15 protein-coding genes are annotated in these 15266 nt (G+C 49.5%); all 15 read left to right on the forward strand.

From position 1 onward, the window contains the following. The first annotated feature begins 326 nt into the window (after positions 1–326). The 15 genes from KSO86_RS06810 to KSO86_RS06880 all read left to right on the forward strand — a co-directional run bounded on the left by KSO86_RS06810 (position 327) and on the right by KSO86_RS06880 (position 15255). Positions 327–1637, forward strand: coding sequence for a motility-associated ABC transporter substrate-binding family protein (locus KSO86_RS06810; protein ID WP_216431970.1), 1311 nt, complete (start codon positions 327–329; stop codon positions 1635–1637). After that, complete coding sequence (locus tag KSO86_RS06815) at positions 1603–2655, forward strand: HAD-IIA family hydrolase (RefSeq protein WP_216379383.1); 1053 nt, start codon at positions 1603–1605, stop codon at positions 2653–2655. Before KSO86_RS06810 ends, KSO86_RS06815 begins: the two co-directional genes overlap by 35 nt. A gap of 2 nt (positions 2656–2657) precedes the next feature. Further along, the gene (locus KSO86_RS06820; RefSeq protein ID WP_216379382.1) at positions 2658–2831 is read left to right on the forward strand and encodes a hypothetical protein; all 174 of its coding nucleotides are present in this window, start codon (positions 2658–2660) and stop codon (positions 2829–2831) included. A gap of 12 nt (positions 2832–2843) precedes the next feature. Continuing rightward, the gene (locus KSO86_RS06825) at positions 2844–3671 is read left to right on the forward strand and encodes a TlyA family RNA methyltransferase (RefSeq protein ID WP_216379381.1); all 828 of its coding nucleotides are present in this window, start codon (positions 2844–2846) and stop codon (positions 3669–3671) included. A 41-nt stretch (positions 3672–3712) separates the two neighbouring features. Beyond that, positions 3713–4594: an NAD kinase gene (locus KSO86_RS06830; RefSeq protein ID WP_216379380.1), complete on the forward strand. Its 882-nt coding sequence runs from the start codon at positions 3713–3715 to the stop codon at positions 4592–4594. Next, the gene (gene recN, locus KSO86_RS06835; RefSeq protein WP_216379379.1) at positions 4591–6285 is read left to right on the forward strand and encodes a DNA repair protein RecN; all 1695 of its coding nucleotides are present in this window, start codon (positions 4591–4593) and stop codon (positions 6283–6285) included. The genes KSO86_RS06830 and recN overlap by 4 nt, the downstream gene beginning before the upstream one ends. Before the next feature lies 1 nt (position 6286). Further along, positions 6287–7471 carry a putative cytokinetic ring protein SteA gene (steA, locus tag KSO86_RS06840; RefSeq protein ID WP_436231422.1) on the forward strand — a complete coding sequence of 395 codons (1185 nt, stop codon included), beginning with the start codon at positions 6287–6289 and terminating at the stop codon, positions 7469–7471. 8 nt (positions 7472–7479) lie between these two features. Beyond that, a complete protein-coding gene (locus KSO86_RS06845; RefSeq protein ID WP_216379377.1) occupies positions 7480–8508 on the forward strand; it encodes a copper transporter in 1029 nt (342 codons plus the stop codon). Then, positions 8505–9320 carry a hypothetical protein gene (locus tag KSO86_RS06850; RefSeq protein ID WP_216379376.1) on the forward strand — a complete coding sequence of 272 codons (816 nt, stop codon included), beginning with the start codon at positions 8505–8507 and terminating at the stop codon, positions 9318–9320. Before KSO86_RS06845 ends, KSO86_RS06850 begins: the two co-directional genes overlap by 4 nt. A 9-nt stretch (positions 9321–9329) precedes the next feature. Further along, positions 9330–10889, forward strand: a complete 1560-nt coding sequence (murJ, locus tag KSO86_RS06855; protein WP_216379375.1) for a murein biosynthesis integral membrane protein MurJ — start codon at positions 9330–9332, stop codon at positions 10887–10889. Beyond that, positions 10886–11512 (forward strand): NUDIX domain-containing protein, encoded by a 627-nt coding sequence (locus KSO86_RS06860; protein WP_216379374.1) that lies wholly within the window; start codon positions 10886–10888, stop codon positions 11510–11512. Before murJ ends, KSO86_RS06860 begins: the two co-directional genes overlap by 4 nt. Positions 11513–11632: 120 nt before the next feature. Next, positions 11633–12364: a helix-turn-helix transcriptional regulator gene (locus tag KSO86_RS06865; RefSeq protein ID WP_216379373.1), complete on the forward strand. Its 732-nt coding sequence runs from the start codon at positions 11633–11635 to the stop codon at positions 12362–12364. Further along, entirely contained in the window at positions 12361–13803 is a 1443-nt protein-coding gene (sufB, locus tag KSO86_RS06870; protein WP_216379372.1) for a Fe-S cluster assembly protein SufB, read from the forward strand. Before KSO86_RS06865 ends, sufB begins: the two co-directional genes overlap by 4 nt. Further along, positions 13803–14933, forward strand: a complete 1131-nt coding sequence (gene sufD / locus KSO86_RS06875; RefSeq protein ID WP_216379371.1) for a Fe-S cluster assembly protein SufD — start codon at positions 13803–13805, stop codon at positions 14931–14933. The genes sufB and sufD overlap by 1 nt, the downstream gene beginning before the upstream one ends. Then, complete coding sequence (locus KSO86_RS06880) at positions 14926–15255, forward strand: Rieske (2Fe-2S) protein (RefSeq protein WP_216379370.1); 330 nt, start codon at positions 14926–14928, stop codon at positions 15253–15255. Before sufD ends, KSO86_RS06880 begins: the two co-directional genes overlap by 8 nt. Positions 15256–15266 lie beyond the last annotated feature (11 nt).

The raw sequence follows: 15266 nt of genomic DNA on the forward strand, positions 1-15266 counted from the left end.
GTGGGAGAGTAGGACACCGCCGTCACACATCTGATAACGGGAGGGACCCGGTCACCACGACCAGGCCCCTCCCGCTTACTATATCTAGGCAAGGGGTTGGGACACCCGTCAGCACCCGCGAACACCCTCGCCAACAGCTAAACTGGAATCCGCTCACCAACCAGGCGTTGCTGCTGATGTCCACTTTGGTGCTTAGTAGATTACATATTGTAAATCACTCTGAGCGTGCTCGATTTTAGTGTTTCACTCTGGTGTCTGTGGTGTAAACTAGTTGCAGTATGCGCGACTTACGCATTTGATTTTTTACAGCTTAACTCGAGGAATATATGTCAGACTACCGTAATAATAACGATCATCAATCTCATCGTGATACCGATTCCTCGGGTTGGCAATCTGCCCGTTCTAGTGGTTTTCGCAAGTGGGATAACGACCGTCGTGATGACCGCCGTGGTGGCGAAGGCCGTCGCTGGGATAACGATCGTCGGGATAACCGTCGTGATGATCGTGGTCCTCGCAAGTGGGATAACGACCGTCGTGATGACCGCCGTGGTGGCGAAGGCCGTCGTTGGGATAACGATCGTCGGGATAATCGACGTGATGATCGTGGTCCTCGCAAGTGGGATAACGACCGTCGTGGCTCTGAACACACGCCTGAGGGAAATTATAACTATGAAGATGCGCGGGACTTACTTGCTGAAATCCCAGAATCTATTACAGCTCAGTCATTAGATGGGGATGTCCGTCGTCGGCTAATGAGTCTTAATAAAGAAAATGGTGAGCGTGTAGCACGACATTTGGCTTATGCCGGTGAGATGATGGATATTGATCCGGAAGTCGCCTACCAACACGCGTATGCAGCCTATCAGCGCGCTGCACGAGTGGACGTTGTACGTGAAGCACTCGGTTTGACCGCATATATTACTGGCCGATATGCGGAGGCACTGCGCGAGCTACGTACGTATCGTCGAATGAGTGATGACTACTCGCATATCCCGATCGAAGCCGACTCGGAGCGTGGGTTGGGCCGTCCAGAGAAAGCTTTGCGTTTTATCGAAGGTGTGCCGCTAACTAGACTTGATGCTGAAGCTAAAATAGAGCTAGTCATTGTAATTTCTGGCGCTCGAGCAGAAACGGGCGACCATGAGGGCGGTCTGGCTGTGCTTGAAAAGATTCTGGTTGAGAACCTCGATTCGGAGCTAGCCGCTCGAGTACAGCTCACCAAAGCAGACCGTCTTGAAGAACTAGGACGTACCGACGAAGCCGAAGAACTTCGCGCTGAGTGGCAACATTTGCTGGAAGACGATGAAGATTTCTCTATGATGGTGGACTTGGACGACGTTCTCGATGACCTGCCTGAGGATGATTCTGCTGATTCCGCTGATGAAGCCTTTGACCATACTGACACGGATCTCGAACTTGACGAATCAGAACAGATGCCGTCCTCCGAAGGTTTCGATTCAGACGAATTTGAGGATGAGTTTGGAGACGATTTTATCGATGATGACGTTGAAGATGACATTGAAGATGACATTGAAGATGACATTGAAGACACCGATCTTGAACCAGACAGCGAAGTAGACCCTGAGTTCGAAGAAGCTTTTGATGAACTTTTCGACGAAGATGATGCCAATGAATGAACACGCCATTCTGTCTTCCTATGACGTTATCTTGTCAGACCTAGATGGTGTTGCATACCGGGGAGCGGATGCTGCAATCGGTGCGGTAGAGGGGTACCAATCGGCAAAAAACAGCGGTGTGCGCGTCGTCTATATGACAAATAATTCGGCGCGTGTTCCTGCCGAAACCGCTCGTCAGCTGACTCGTTTAGGCATTCCTACTCAGCCCGAAGACGTGGTTACGAGTGCTATCACTGGTGTGATGCTACTTTCTACATTGGTACCAGCTGGAGCGAAAGTTCTGCCATTGGGTGCTGAAGGAGTGCGCGTAGCTCTATCAGAAGCTGGATTTCTTCTTGTAGATTCGGCTGACGATAGGCCAGATGCGGTATTGCACGGTTTGAATCCTGATGCAACATGGGCAGATTTATCCGAAGCGGCTTTGGCTATTCGCGCGGGCGCCACCTACGTAGCCACGAATATCGACGCTACTCTTCCAAAAGAGCGCGGTGAGTACTTAGGTAACGGGTCTTTGGTGGCTGCAGTATCCCACGCTACCGGAGTTGTTCCTGTCTCATCAGGAAAACCTGAGCCGACAATGTACCAGCTTGCACTGAAAAAATCAGGCGGGTTGCGTCCATTAGCAGTGGGAGATCGTCTCAATACTGATATTCTCGGTGCTAACCGAGCTGGCTATGACTCAGCTCATGTGCTGACTGGTGTGACTACCATGAAGCAAGTTATGCTAGCGGAAAAGGATGAACGTCCAACCTACCCAGTTTTTGATTTACGTGACTTAACTCGCTCATTTGAGAAGCCGAAAGTAACACACGAAACTGCAACGGTTGGAAGCACAACAGTTAGTATCAGTGATCATTCAATCGTCATTAACAATATGGCACTTGGTAGAGCTACCGTGGAACTCACTCTGAACGAGTATCAAGCTCTCGTTGCGTTGGCGTGGAAACAAGTTGATGCTGGACATGACATGTCCTGGCTACCTGAGTTTTCACCCCGATGGGGTGAAACTGCTGAATAATCATGGTTTCCAATATTCCATCGGAGAATCCGCGTTCTTTGCCTAAACCACGCATCGCAATCGATCCAGAGACAGCTCTGACATCGTTAGCGGAGAAAAGCATTGCTACCCGGATCGATAAACTGGAAAAGATTCACCAGGAACTGACCATCATGCTTGGTCGAGCAAAAATGTGAGGTTAAGTATTTATGGCTAAGCTCATTCGTGTCGATGCAGAACTAGTGCGCCGTGGTTTGGCACGTTCCCGAAACGAAGCAACAGAATTGATCCAAGCAGGACGAGTGCTACTTGATAAAAATGTTGTTGCCAAACCGTCTCGGCAAATGGACCCGGCGCAGGCCCTGATTGTGGCCGACCATCAGCGCGATGACTATGCCTCTCGTGGCGCATACAAGCTTTTGGGTGCGTTAGATTACCTTGGTGATACTGCGCCGCAAATCAAGGGCGTTCGCGCGCTCGATGCAGGAGCTTCTACCGGTGGTTTTACTGATGTGCTTTTACGCCGCGGCGCAGCTTCTGTTGCGGCTGTAGACGTGGGTTATGGGCAATTAGCCTGGCGGCTACGCGAAGACCCCCGAGTTGAAGTGTACGAACGGACAAATGTGCGCACGCTGGACCCAGACTTAGTGAAGCCTGCCCCTGATCTAGTGGTAGGAGATCTATCTTTTATATCGCTTACTTTGGTGTTGCCTGCTCTGGTCAATTGTGCAAGTCCCACTGCAGACTTTCTATTAATGGTTAAGCCGCAGTTTGAAATCGGAAAGGATCGTCTAGGCGCAGGTGGAGTGGTGCGCAATCCGGAACACCATGTGGAAACTGTGATGAAAGTAGCTCACTGTGCACGAGATAATGGTCTCGGCATCCTTGCTATAGCTCCTTCGCCGCTACCTGGTCCAGCTGGAAACGTGGAATACTTTGTTCATATGAAAGGAGCAACGGCAGACAGGCTCGGAGATCATCTGGAGTCCTCTATCCGTGAAGCCGTCGCCGCCGGACCTGCTGGTTCTTTGCTCTAAGGACTATGATAGGCATTCAAAGTACTATTTAAGGAGTTCCGGTGAAACGTACAGTAGCTCTGTTGTCTCATGACAAGAATCCTGAGATTATTGCATCTGCTTCCCGAGTTGCCCAGGCCCTTAAACTAGCTGGTGTTGATGTGTTTTGGCTTCCAACGCTTCCATCATCTAGTAACACAGTAGATACTGAGCTTTTGTCAATTGACGAACTAGCTCGGGTAGAACTTATTATTGTCATGGGCGGAGACGGTACTATTCTTCGGGCTGCGGAGCTAGCTTATGGACATTCAATTCCGATCCTCGGAATAAATTACGGGCACATGGGTTTTCTCGCAGAAGCCGATCCAGAGTCCATTGCCCATGTCGTTTCTGCTATCGAACAGGGACAATGGACAGTAGAGTCAAGAATGGCTGTACAAGTAACCATTGAAACTGCAGATGGAGATGTTACCTCTAGCTGGGCGCTAAACGAAGCGTCGATTGAAAAGGACCCAGTTTCTCGTATGGTCGAAGCTGATATTGCGATTGACCAAGTGCCTGTGTCAGCGTTTAGTTGTGACACCGTTTTAGTCTCGACGCCGACAGGTTCGACAGCTTACTCATTTTCTGCAGGGGGTCCAGTAGTTTGGCCCGACGTCGATGCGTTAGTTGTCACTCCGGTGGCGGCCCACGCGTTATTCGCTCGACCACTGGTGGTTAGCCCCGATTCGCGGGTATCTGTGACGATTAACAGCAATAATGCCCATGTTTGGTGTGATGGCCGGCGGCTATTCCCTGCACCTGCTGGCACAAGGGTGACTGTGACTCGTGATTCGCACCGAGTCTTATTAGCTCGGCTAAATGAGATGCCATTTACGGATCGGCTTGTACGCAAATTTAATCTTCCAACTCATGGCTGGCGAAACAGTGGAGAAGCATCATGATCGAAGAGCTACAGATTAGAGACCTTGGAGTCATAGAACACGCGAACGTAGAATTAGGCACTGGGCTTAACGCGTTAACAGGCGAGACTGGCGCCGGAAAAACAATGGCACTAACGTCGTTGCTGATGTTAATGGGCAACAAGATCGATTCCGCGAAAGTTCGCGTTGGAGCCGAAGCAGCAGTGGTCGAAGGTACATTCGTCGTCGATATTAATTCGCCAGCAGTAGATATCGTGCGTAACGCTGGAGGCGATGTAGATACTGATGATAACCGAGCTATTATATACATCTCCCGTCACTTGCCTGCTTCAGGAAGAACGCGTGCTTATGTTGGCGGGCACTCTGTTCCGTTGGCTGTCCTCAAAGAGCTGAGTGAATACTTAGTAACTATTCATGGCCAAACTGATCAGTTACGCTTGAAATCTCCCAAAGCGCAACGAGATGCACTAGATTCTTTTGGCGGCGACGAAATCGCACAACTAGCCACCCAATATCATGATCAATGGCAGAAATATCAAAATCTCGTGACCGAACGCGAAGAGTTTGCTGCAAAGGTTGCTCAGGCGGGGACCGAACGCCTGGCGTTGGAAGCCCTTATCTCTCGTGTCGATGCAGTCAATCCTCAACAAGGTGAGGAAGATGAATTGAAAGCGCGAGCTATGCTGCTGGAAAATATTGAAGATGTGCGAAATGCCTTGGCTGAGGCATCCGAGGCTTTAGGTTCAGAAGAAAACGGTGCACTGAAACAGCTTGATCGGGCAGCTAACGCATTAGCTAGAATTGCTGCCAATGATCCTCGTGTTGCTCAGTTAGTCAGTGTTTTGCATGAAGTAAGTGCTCAAGCTTCGGACGTCTCTAATGAAGTTGGTGGGCAACTGTCATCACTCGATGCAGATCCAGCGCAGCTTAACAACATTCATGAACGGCGCGCGCAGTTGAAGACGCTACAACGAGATCTTGGGATGGATATAGGAGAAATACTTGCCCGTCGTGCTGCCGCTGACGAACGGTTAGCAGCTATTGCCAATCCGCAAGAATCATTAGACGCACTCACAGCTCAAGTTGCTCAAGAAAAAGACAAGCTTAAGCATGCTGGAGCGGCACTGAGTAAATGCAGAGTCAAGTATGCGCACTTATTGAGTAAGAATGTGACGAAAGAACTCGCACAGCTCGCAATGAAAGATGCCACATTTTCGGTACTCGTCGAAGCGTCTGATACGCCACAAATTCATGGGATTGACCATATTGAATTTCAGCTTTCACCCCACCGTGGTAGTCCATTATTGCCGTTAGGGCAAACCGCTTCTGGAGGTGAAATGTCGCGTGTGATGCTTGCTTTGGAAGTAGTACTTGCATCAAGAATTTCCACCAGAGAGCACACGTTTATCTTTGATGAAGTTGATGCAGGAATCGGCGGAAAAACAGCACTTTCTATCGGTGAGCGGCTGGCCGTATTAGGTAAGCAATGCCAGGTTATTGCTGTTACCCATTTGGCGCAGGTCGCGGCGTACTCGTCTCGTCACATAAACGTTCGGAAGAACGTTACTCAGTCCGGTGGTGATACTAAAGTCTCGGTGTTAGCCGAGACGGAACGCGTCGCAGAACTAGCTCGGATGCTCTCCGGACACTCCGAATCCGAAGCGGCACTCGCACACGCAGCTGAGCTACTTAGCTCGGCTCATGTGTCATGATATTCGTATGGTATTCAAACGGCGTAAGAATGCAGTAGCAGGTGTTCCGGGTAACTGTGAGGCACCTGTTAAAGTTGACTCACGGACAAAGAACTTAACGAAGCGTCTGGTGGCGGGCGATATCGCTATTATTGACCACGAGGACCTCGATCGTGTCTCCGCAGAAGCACTTGTCGAGTGTAAGCCGACGGCAGTGCTTAATGCAGCTAAATCTACCTCGGGTAGATATCCTAACCTTGGCCCGATTATTCTCAATGAAGCTGGAATCCCGTTAATCGATGATTTAGGGTCAGCAATCATGGATATCCGTGAAGGATCAATGGTCAAGGTAGATTCTCAAGGGGTAGTGACTCAAAACGGCGATATTATTGCTGAGGGTATAGTCCAAACTGCGCAAACGATCCAAGAAGACCGTGAAGCCGCACGGGCTGGAATGTCTACCCAGCTAAAGGCGTTTGCGACAAACACGATGGAGTACGTCGAACGGGAACAGGATTTGATTCTGGATGGCATCGGCATGCCAGATGTCACTACATCGTTTGCTGGTCGTCATGCGCTTATCGTCGTCCGTGGTTACCGCTACAAAGACGATCTCCAAGCTTTGCGAACATATATTCGCGAGTATCGGCCAGTGCTTATCGGCGTTGATGGTGGAGCCGATGCCCTAATTGAGGCAGGGTACAAGCCTGACATGATCGTCGGCGACATGGACTCAGTTTCTGATGAAGCACTGAAATCCGGGGCAGAAGTTGTTGTTCATGCGTATCGTGATGGCAGAGCTCCAGGGCGTAAACGTGTGGAAGACTTAGGCATTGAGCACGTAGTTTTCCCAGCAACCGGCACCTCGGAAGATATCGCGATGTTGTTGGCTGATGCTAAAGGCGCGAATCTAATTGTGGCATTGGGAACGCATTCCACCCTGATCGAATATTTAGATAAAGGACGACGCGGAATGGCTTCCACATTCCTCACGCGCTTGCAGGTTGGTTCTAAGCTCATCGACGCTAAAGGCGTTAGCCAGCTCTACCGTTCGCGTATCTCGAACTGGCAAATCGCATTTTTGCTCGTTACTGGGTTGTTCGTTATCGCTGCTTCGTTAGCAGTCACTGATGCTGGACAGATTCTGTTTGGTTTGTTTAAGGTCTGGTTCTCAGACGCAATTTTCTGGTTTAAGAGTCTTTTTTAGGTGGATCCATGGTTGACTTTCGTTATCACCTCGTGTCACTAGGTGCAGTTTTTATAGCCTTAGCAGTTGGTATTATTCTTGGTGCCGGACCGCTACAGAATTCAATTGGTAGCGTGCTGAATTCGCAAGTCCAAGCATTGTCTGATGCCAATGCAAAACTTAAGACGGAGTCAAGTGATTATAAAACAGCTCTGGCGCACCATGAGGAGGCATGGGCTGATATAGCACCGACGCTTGTCGCGGATATCTTAACTGGACGCACTGTTGCAATCGTGGCCTTGCCGGGTGTGGAAACTGAGCAGATTACTGCAATCACGGATCGTCTCGATAACGCTGGAGCTTCGGTTAACGTCCAGATCTCGCTCAATAGTGGATGGACCGCGGCCGATGAAACAGCTTACCGGACAACCTTTGCTAGCCAACTGGCGACATATATCGACGGAGCTAAAGAAGACGCAGATGCTAACGAACTTATGGCAGACGCGCTTCGTCAGCTTGCCACTCGTGGCGAGTCTTTTGGACAGAATGCAACGCTTCGCGATATTTTCACTGGCTCCGAACACCCGATGATGACTATTGCTTCCTCTACGGGTGCTGAAGCTCAGGCTGTCGTTATCATTGCGCCTGACACAGACCAGGCGGCGATTGATACTCGTGCAGCAAAGGACGCTGAAGTACAAGCTCAAGCAACTTATGACGCTCAAACATATGCTGAGCTCGCATCTCGATTCGGTCAGCATGTGCCAACCGTTGTTGTAGGTGCAGCTGATTCACCTGCTGATGTTACTCGAGTTGTACGTGATGCGGGAAACGTCTCGACCGTTGATAATGTTGCTGATTCGTTGTCCGTGGGGACAATGAATGTTGTTATGGCAGTAGCGGCTGAATTAAATGACTCCGTCGTGCAACTTGGTTTCGACGACGGAGCTAGCACTGCGCTGTCGCCACGCGTTGAGTCACCAAAGCCTGACGAAGCTGCACAACCATCGGAATCGAATTCAGAGGAACAACCAGCTGAAGGTCATCCTGCAGCATGATACGACGAGTTCTTGGGTGTGCAGTTGGTGCTGCTAGCGTCTACGGAGTAAAACAGCTAACAAAGCACCGAATAATGGATTCTTGGGATCGGAAGTCTTTTGATGGGACTATGGTATCGCTTACTGGGGGACTGCAAGTCGCTTCCGGGATCGTCGTCGGAACTTTATTCACACGGTCGAACAAGCTACGCCGAGCAAGTTTAATCGCTGGAACTGCTGGCGCTTTTGCTGGTTATATTGATGATCATTTGGAAGGTGCTTTCAAGTCGCAAGGAAAGGGTTTTCATGGCCACCTTGGTGCCCTGAAATCGGGTCATCTGACTTCTGGAATTGCTAAGATTGCGATTATCGGCTCTGGCGCCTTGGCATCGGGTTTGGTGTTAGAGCGCCCCCGAAGCCTACGAGATCTTGCTGCGGTTGGTATCGATACCGCCCTGATTGCGGGTAGTGCTAATTTGATCAACCTACTTGACCTTCGACCCGGTCGGGCACTAAAGGTTTCCAGCTTACTTGCCGGAATTCTCTGCGCAAGTAAAGAAAAAACAGCCGTTCCAGCCAGTGCATTGTTAGGTTCTGGCTTGGCCGGGCTTCCTTCTGATCTTAACGGTGATACGATGCTCGGCGATCTTGGAGCTAATACAGCAGGAGCACAATTGGGAGTTATTCTTTCAAGTGTGTTGCCATTGCCGGCGCGCAGTGCATGGCTAGCTGGAACTATTGGTCTTACATTGGCCTCGGAAAAGATTTCATTTTCGCACGTGATTGAGAGTAACAAGTTCCTCAATGCGATCGATCAATTAGGTCGTCACTGAAGGAATCCCATGAAGAGAGTCTCATCAGTTGCCGGAGCTGCTGGGCTCATCGCCTTGTTGACCCTCGGCTCACGTATTATGGGGCTATTGCGCAAACTCGCGCAGTCGTGGGCGATGTCCGATGGCACTATTGCTGGAACGTATGACACTGCAAATACGGTGCCTAACGTACTATTTGAGGTCGCTGCTGGTGGCGCATTAGCCGGAGCAGTAATTCCGATAGTATCGCGCTTTATCGCACGGAACATGCGCAGTGCTGAGTCGAAGACCGTATCTGCCTTGCTCACCTGGATACTTACTGTTTCAGTGCCGTTGGCTGCTGTTGTTATGCTGACAGCTACTTATATTGTGCAGTTCTTACTGGGTGATGCCCCGATCTCGCATATTGCACTTGGGACTAGCCTGCTACGAATGTTTGCGTTACAGATTCCTCTTTATGGTTTGTCGGTAGTATTTTCTGGCGTATTACAAGCACATAAACGTTTTGTTCTTCCGGCGCTTGCGCCATTGTTATCTTCGGTAGTAGTGGTGGGAGTTTTTGTATGGTATGCGCTCACGGTTGGTCCGTATGCTGAGCCTGACGCTATCACTGGATCAGCGACTGCATTGCTAGGCTGGGGGACTACCGCTGGGGTTGCAGTCTTTTCCCTTGTGCAGTTCCCTGCGGTTGTCAAGCTGGTAACTATTCGCCCGTGCTGGTCTTTTCCTGACGGTGTAGGCCGTGCGACAGTCAGAATGGGCGGCGCAGGTTTAGCTGCTCTCGGAGCACAACAACTGGCTATTATCATGATTATGTATTCGACGAATGCTTTGTCTGATACCGGAACCTTCGCTGCTTTTAACTATGCCTATGCGATTTTTATGGTTCCATACGCAGTGTTGGCTGTTCCTATTGCAACTGCGGTATTTCCGCGTATTGCTGAAGCTCACGAGCTAGGGGAGCATGATAAGGTTCGCGGTTTAGTTTCACATTCGACATTTGTTGTCATCGTAATGGGAGCAACAGCTGCAGTTTTGATCGCAGTTCTATCGGTGCCAGCAAAAACTGTGGTCGAACTTGGCAATCCAATTTTGGGACTCGATATCGCGCTACAATCAATGGCACTTGGTGCGGTAGGCTTTTCTGTTTTATACCATGGTGCTCGCGTTTTATATGCATTGGGCAGACCACGATATGTTGTACGAACTAATTCGCTGGCGTGGGCATCGGTGATTGTTGCGCTTGTAGGTGCGCATATTGTGGGGATTTCTGGCCGGGAAGCCACTTTGTTGTGGGTAGGGCTATCGCTATCGATCGGGATGACTTTCGGGACCGCTACAGTTTTGGTGCTATTGCGCAAAGCGAGTGGAGCACGAGTTTTAAAAGAGCATGCAGGTGGGTTTATACGTTCAGTTGTGGTGCTTGCGGTTATTGGAATACCAGCGTGGTTCGGGGTCCCGTATATTCAGTACCATTGTGGCGGTGGCATATTGGGATCTTTTATCGCTGCGGGTTTGGGCGGACTCGTTGTCATTATTCCGATGCTGGTGGTTTTACGTCATGATCTATATGGAAGGAAAAAAGCATGAGTCTCTATCCAACAGTGGTAGGTGACATCGCACTCAAAGATCTTCAAGCACCCGAACATGTTGCGACGCTCACTTCGGAGCATAAGTTCGGCGGCCCAATTTTTGATATATACGATGATCAGATTAAATTTGCTGCTGGTGATACTGCTAACCGTCAATATATGACCCATGATGACGCAGTGGCTATCGTTGCGGTTAGACCTTCTGGTCCGTCATGGGAGGTTCTGCTCATTAATCAATATCGGCATGCTCCACGGCAACTGATGTGGGAAGTCCCCGCCGGGCTATGTGACGTTCCGGGCGAGGAAAAGAAGCGCGCTGCGCAGCGTGAACTAGCTGAAGAAACTGGTTATGCTGCGAATGAGTGGCTGGAATTGATCAGTTTTTACGCCTCTGCCGGAGTGAGTGATGAAAAAGTGACAGTTTTCTTAGCTTCTGATGTTTCGACTGGCAGCAACATTAATTTTGAAAAAATTGAAGAAGAGCGTGAAATTACCGTCCATTGGGTAGATATTCGCAAAATTGTTCAGGCAATTTTCCGCGGCGATCTAACTAGTCCGGCGCTTGTTGCTGGAGTGTTAGCTGCCAATGAGTATCTGCAGAGCCAGACTTTTCGTCCATAGAATGCTTTAGTGACACTTTTCTGTTCGAGTGTGGCATAAATCTGCCTCATCAACTTGCAAAAGTTTAATTTTGCAACAAAGATGTTGTGTAAAGGATTTTATTAGTTGCAGGAGGTGGATATGGCAGACAATGACGATGCCGGAACATGTGAACAGATCTTGCGACTCATCGTAGAACGAGGACCAATCACTGCCGGTGAACTCGCAAAAATACTGGTCCTTACACCAGCAGCCGTTCGTCGCCACATATCGTCGCTTGTTGCTGACGATATGATCGAAATATATGAGGGCCATAATTCTGGCCCTGCCCGTCGTGGGCGGCCTTCGCGGAAGTACGTCGCAACGGCTTCTGGTCAGGAGCTTTTAGGACAAGGATATGCTGATCTAGCCAACCAAGCTCTGGCTTTTTTGCGAGCTGAACTTGGCGATGAGGGAGTCGATGAATTTGTCCAGGCACGTATTCATAAATTAGAAGATCGTTATCGTTCTATTCTCAGCCAGTCAGGGACCTCTACTGCTGAAAAAACAGCCACGCTTGCAGAGGCGCTGTCGAAAGACGGATTTGTAGCGACTTTGCGTCGTGGCGGACCCCACGCGTTGGCAATCCAGCTATGCCAAGGTCATTGTCCAATTCAAGAGGTAGCTAAGGACTTTCCAGAAATGTGCGAAGCAGAAACGCAAGCTTTTGCACGGCTACTTGGGGTGCCAATTCAGCGGTTGTCTACGTTAGCAAGCGGAGGCCACGTATGCACCACAAATATTTTATTGGGCATTCCGCAAAACTTACGCAGTCGTGCTATATCGCAAAATATCGCGCCAGACAATGCTGGCGATCGGGAAGGAAATAAATGACCCAAACGGGAACGGGCTCACCAGAACAGATGACCCAAGAAGAAACTATTGATGCGATCGGTGGCAAGTACCAATACGGGTGGCATGATGCTGATACGGCTGGGGCTACTGCTAAGCGAGGTCTAAATGAGGACGTCGTGCGGGAAATTTCTGCTCGTAAAAACGAGCCAGAATGGATGTTGAAGAAGCGTATAAAAGCTCTCAAGCTGTTTGAACGCCGTCCGATGCCACAGTGGGGCGCAGACTTATCTGGCATTGATTTTGATTCAATCAAGTACTACGTTAAATCCACTGAAGGCCAAGCCGATACATGGGAAGATCTTCCAGAAGAAATTAAGAGTACTTATGATAAATTAGGCATTCCGGAGGCTGAAAAGGCTCGTCTCGTTGCCGGAGTGGCAGCGCAGTATGAATCTGAAGTTGTCTATCACAAAATTCGTGAGGATCTTGAACAGCAAGGTGTTATCTTCTTAGACACTGACACTGGTTTGCGTGAGCATCCGGAAATTTTCCAAGAGTACTTTGGAACAGCTATCCCGTTGGGCGATAACAAGTTCGCTTCCCTTAACTCCGCGGTGTGGTCGGGTGGCTCATTTATTTATGTTCCTAAGGGAGTCCATGTTGATATTCCGCTCCAGGCATACTTCCGCATCAACACTGAAAATATGGGGCAGTTCGAACGAACACTGATCATTGCTGATGAAGATTCCTACGTTCACTATGTTGAGGGCTGTACTGCGCCAATTTATTCGAGCGATTCATTGCATTCGGCCGTCGTCGAAATTTTTGTGAAGAAAGGTGCACGTGTCCGGTATACGACAATTCAAAATTGGTCGAACAATGTCTACAATCTTGTGACCAAGCGAGCTATGGTAGAAGAAGGTGGCACTATGGAATGGATCGATGGAAACATCGGTTCAAAAGTGACCATGAAGTATCCAGCCGTTTACCTTCTGGGCGAGCATGCTCGTGGCGAGACACTGTCCATTGCATTCGCCGGTGCTGGCCAGTACCAAGATACTGGCTCCAAGATGGTTCATATGGCCCCGAACACATCATCGTCGATTGTATCTAAGTCAGTTGCACGTGGTGGTGGGCGGTCAGCTTACCGTGGACTAGTCCAGATTGACCCGCAAGCGAAGAAATCTAAGTCGAATGTCCTGTGTGATGCCTTGCTAGTTGATACCATTTCGCGTTCGGATACTTATCCTTATGTCGACGTGCGTGTTGACGACGTCGAAATGGGACATGAAGCAACAGTTTCAAAGGTTTCCGAAGATCAGTTGTTCTACCTGATGTCTCGTGGCATTGAAGAAACTGAGGCAATGGCGATGATTGTCCGCGGATTTGTTGAACCAATTGCACGCGAGTTGCCCATGGAATACGCACTCGAACTCAATCGCCTTATTGAACTTCAGATGGAAGGATCTGTCGGCTGATGGCACCTGTTATGAATTCACGCGCAGATCGCGCATTGTCATTTGATATTGACACTTTTCCAGTTCCGAGCGGACGCGAAGAAGATTGGCGTTTTACTCCGGTTGAGAAACTAGCAGCATTTTTCGCCCAGGCAGATGGAGCTAAACCGCAAGTTACTGTAACCGGAGAAGCCAACTACGAAGTTGTTGGTCGGGACGACCCACGGTTAGGCCAAGTGTTTCCTCCTGAAGACCGAACATCTGTGATCGAATGGAATAGTTTTCAGGAAGCTCATGCTATTACGATTCCTTCGGGTACTTCGTTAACTCGTGAAGTGTTGGCAACCGTAACTGGGCAAGCTTCAAGCAAAGTTTCTCCGCAGCATTTTTACGTGCATGCCGAGCAATATTCAAATGCTACCGTAGTGCTCGCACATCACGGGTCAGGAAATGTAAACGAAGCAGTCGAGATCGTCGTCGACGACGGAGCTCATCTGACGCTTGTCACTGTACAAGAATGGGATGACGATGCTGTCCATACGGCTTCGCACCGGATTAAGATGGGACGCGATGCGACATTGAAACATATCGTCGTTTCACTTGGTGGGAAATTGGTCCGGGTGACCACTTCAGTAGAATATAGTGCACCAGGAGCAGACGTTAATATGCTCGGTGCTTATTTTGTTGATGGTGGCCAGCATATTGAAAACCGGTTGCTAATTGACCATAGTGTTCCACGGGCACTCTCTAACGTGACATACAAAGGTGCATTACAGGGCGACGATGCGCACTCAGTATGGGTTGGCGATGTACTGATCCGCCCAGAGGCAGAAGGCACTAATACATACGAACTAAATAGAAATCTTTTGCTTACTGAGGGGGCGAGAGCTGACTCGGTGCCAAATCTTGAGATTGAAACCGGTGAAATCGAAGGTGCAGGACACGCTTCGGCCACCGGCCGTTTCGATGATGAGCAGCTTTTCTACCTCATGTCTCGCGGGATTTCAGAAGACGAAGCTCGCCGACTTGTAGTTCGTGGTTTCTTCGCGGAATTGATTCATCAAATCGGAGTCGGAACTGTTGAGGATAAACTTATGGCTGCGATTGAATCGGAGCTGGATCTTACGATGGGAGTCGCGGCACATGTCTGATCACCGAGTCTGTGCAGTCTCCGATGTAGCCCCCGGCTCAGTCGCAGGTTTTGAGATCGTGATTGATGACATTGAGACTATTCCGGTAGCTGTTATCCACGCAGAAAGCGGAAGTTGGTTTGCGACGCATAACCGGTGTTCCCATGGAAGAGTAAAACTTTCTGAAGGATGGGTAGAGGATGAAACAATCGAATGTAGCCGCCACGGTGCGGCATTTGATCTGGCATCTGGTCAAGCTTTGACGCCACCTGCGTCTGCTCCAGTCACTACGTATCCTGTCCGCGTAGACGGCGACGACGTCTACATCACTGTTCAATCTTAAAAGAATGTTTT

Source organism: Arcanobacterium phocae, from assembly GCF_018913465.1.
Classification (GTDB): Bacteria; Actinomycetota; Actinomycetes; order Actinomycetales; family Actinomycetaceae; genus Arcanobacterium; species Arcanobacterium phocae_A.

What these genes read in the sequence shown, in the direction of transcription:
- KSO86_RS06815 (WP_216379383.1), top strand. Translation starts at nt 1,603, where the DNA reads ATGAACTTTTCGACGAAGATGATGCCAATGAATGAACACGCCATTCTG.
- KSO86_RS06810 (WP_216431970.1), top strand. Translation starts at nt 327, where the DNA reads ATGTCAGACTACCGTAATAATAACGATCATCAATCTCATCGTGATACC.
- KSO86_RS06850 (WP_216379376.1), top strand. Translation starts at nt 8,505, where the DNA reads ATGATACGACGAGTTCTTGGGTGTGCAGTTGGTGCTGCTAGCGTCTAC.
- KSO86_RS06860 (WP_216379374.1), top strand. Translation starts at nt 10,886, where the DNA reads ATGAGTCTCTATCCAACAGTGGTAGGTGACATCGCACTCAAAGATCTT.
- recN (WP_216379379.1), top strand. Translation starts at nt 4,591, where the DNA reads ATGATCGAAGAGCTACAGATTAGAGACCTTGGAGTCATAGAACACGCG.
- KSO86_RS06825 (WP_216379381.1), top strand. Translation starts at nt 2,844, where the DNA reads ATGGCTAAGCTCATTCGTGTCGATGCAGAACTAGTGCGCCGTGGTTTG.
- KSO86_RS06820 (WP_216379382.1), top strand. Translation starts at nt 2,658, where the DNA reads ATGGTTTCCAATATTCCATCGGAGAATCCGCGTTCTTTGCCTAAACCA.
- KSO86_RS06880 (WP_216379370.1), top strand. Translation starts at nt 14,926, where the DNA reads ATGTCTGATCACCGAGTCTGTGCAGTCTCCGATGTAGCCCCCGGCTCA.
- murJ (WP_216379375.1), top strand. Translation starts at nt 9,330, where the DNA reads ATGAAGAGAGTCTCATCAGTTGCCGGAGCTGCTGGGCTCATCGCCTTG.
- KSO86_RS06845 (WP_216379377.1), top strand. Translation starts at nt 7,480, where the DNA reads ATGGTTGACTTTCGTTATCACCTCGTGTCACTAGGTGCAGTTTTTATA.
- sufB (WP_216379372.1), top strand. Translation starts at nt 12,361, where the DNA reads ATGACCCAAACGGGAACGGGCTCACCAGAACAGATGACCCAAGAAGAA.
- KSO86_RS06865 (WP_216379373.1), top strand. Translation starts at nt 11,633, where the DNA reads ATGGCAGACAATGACGATGCCGGAACATGTGAACAGATCTTGCGACTC.
- sufD (WP_216379371.1), top strand. Translation starts at nt 13,803, where the DNA reads ATGGCACCTGTTATGAATTCACGCGCAGATCGCGCATTGTCATTTGAT.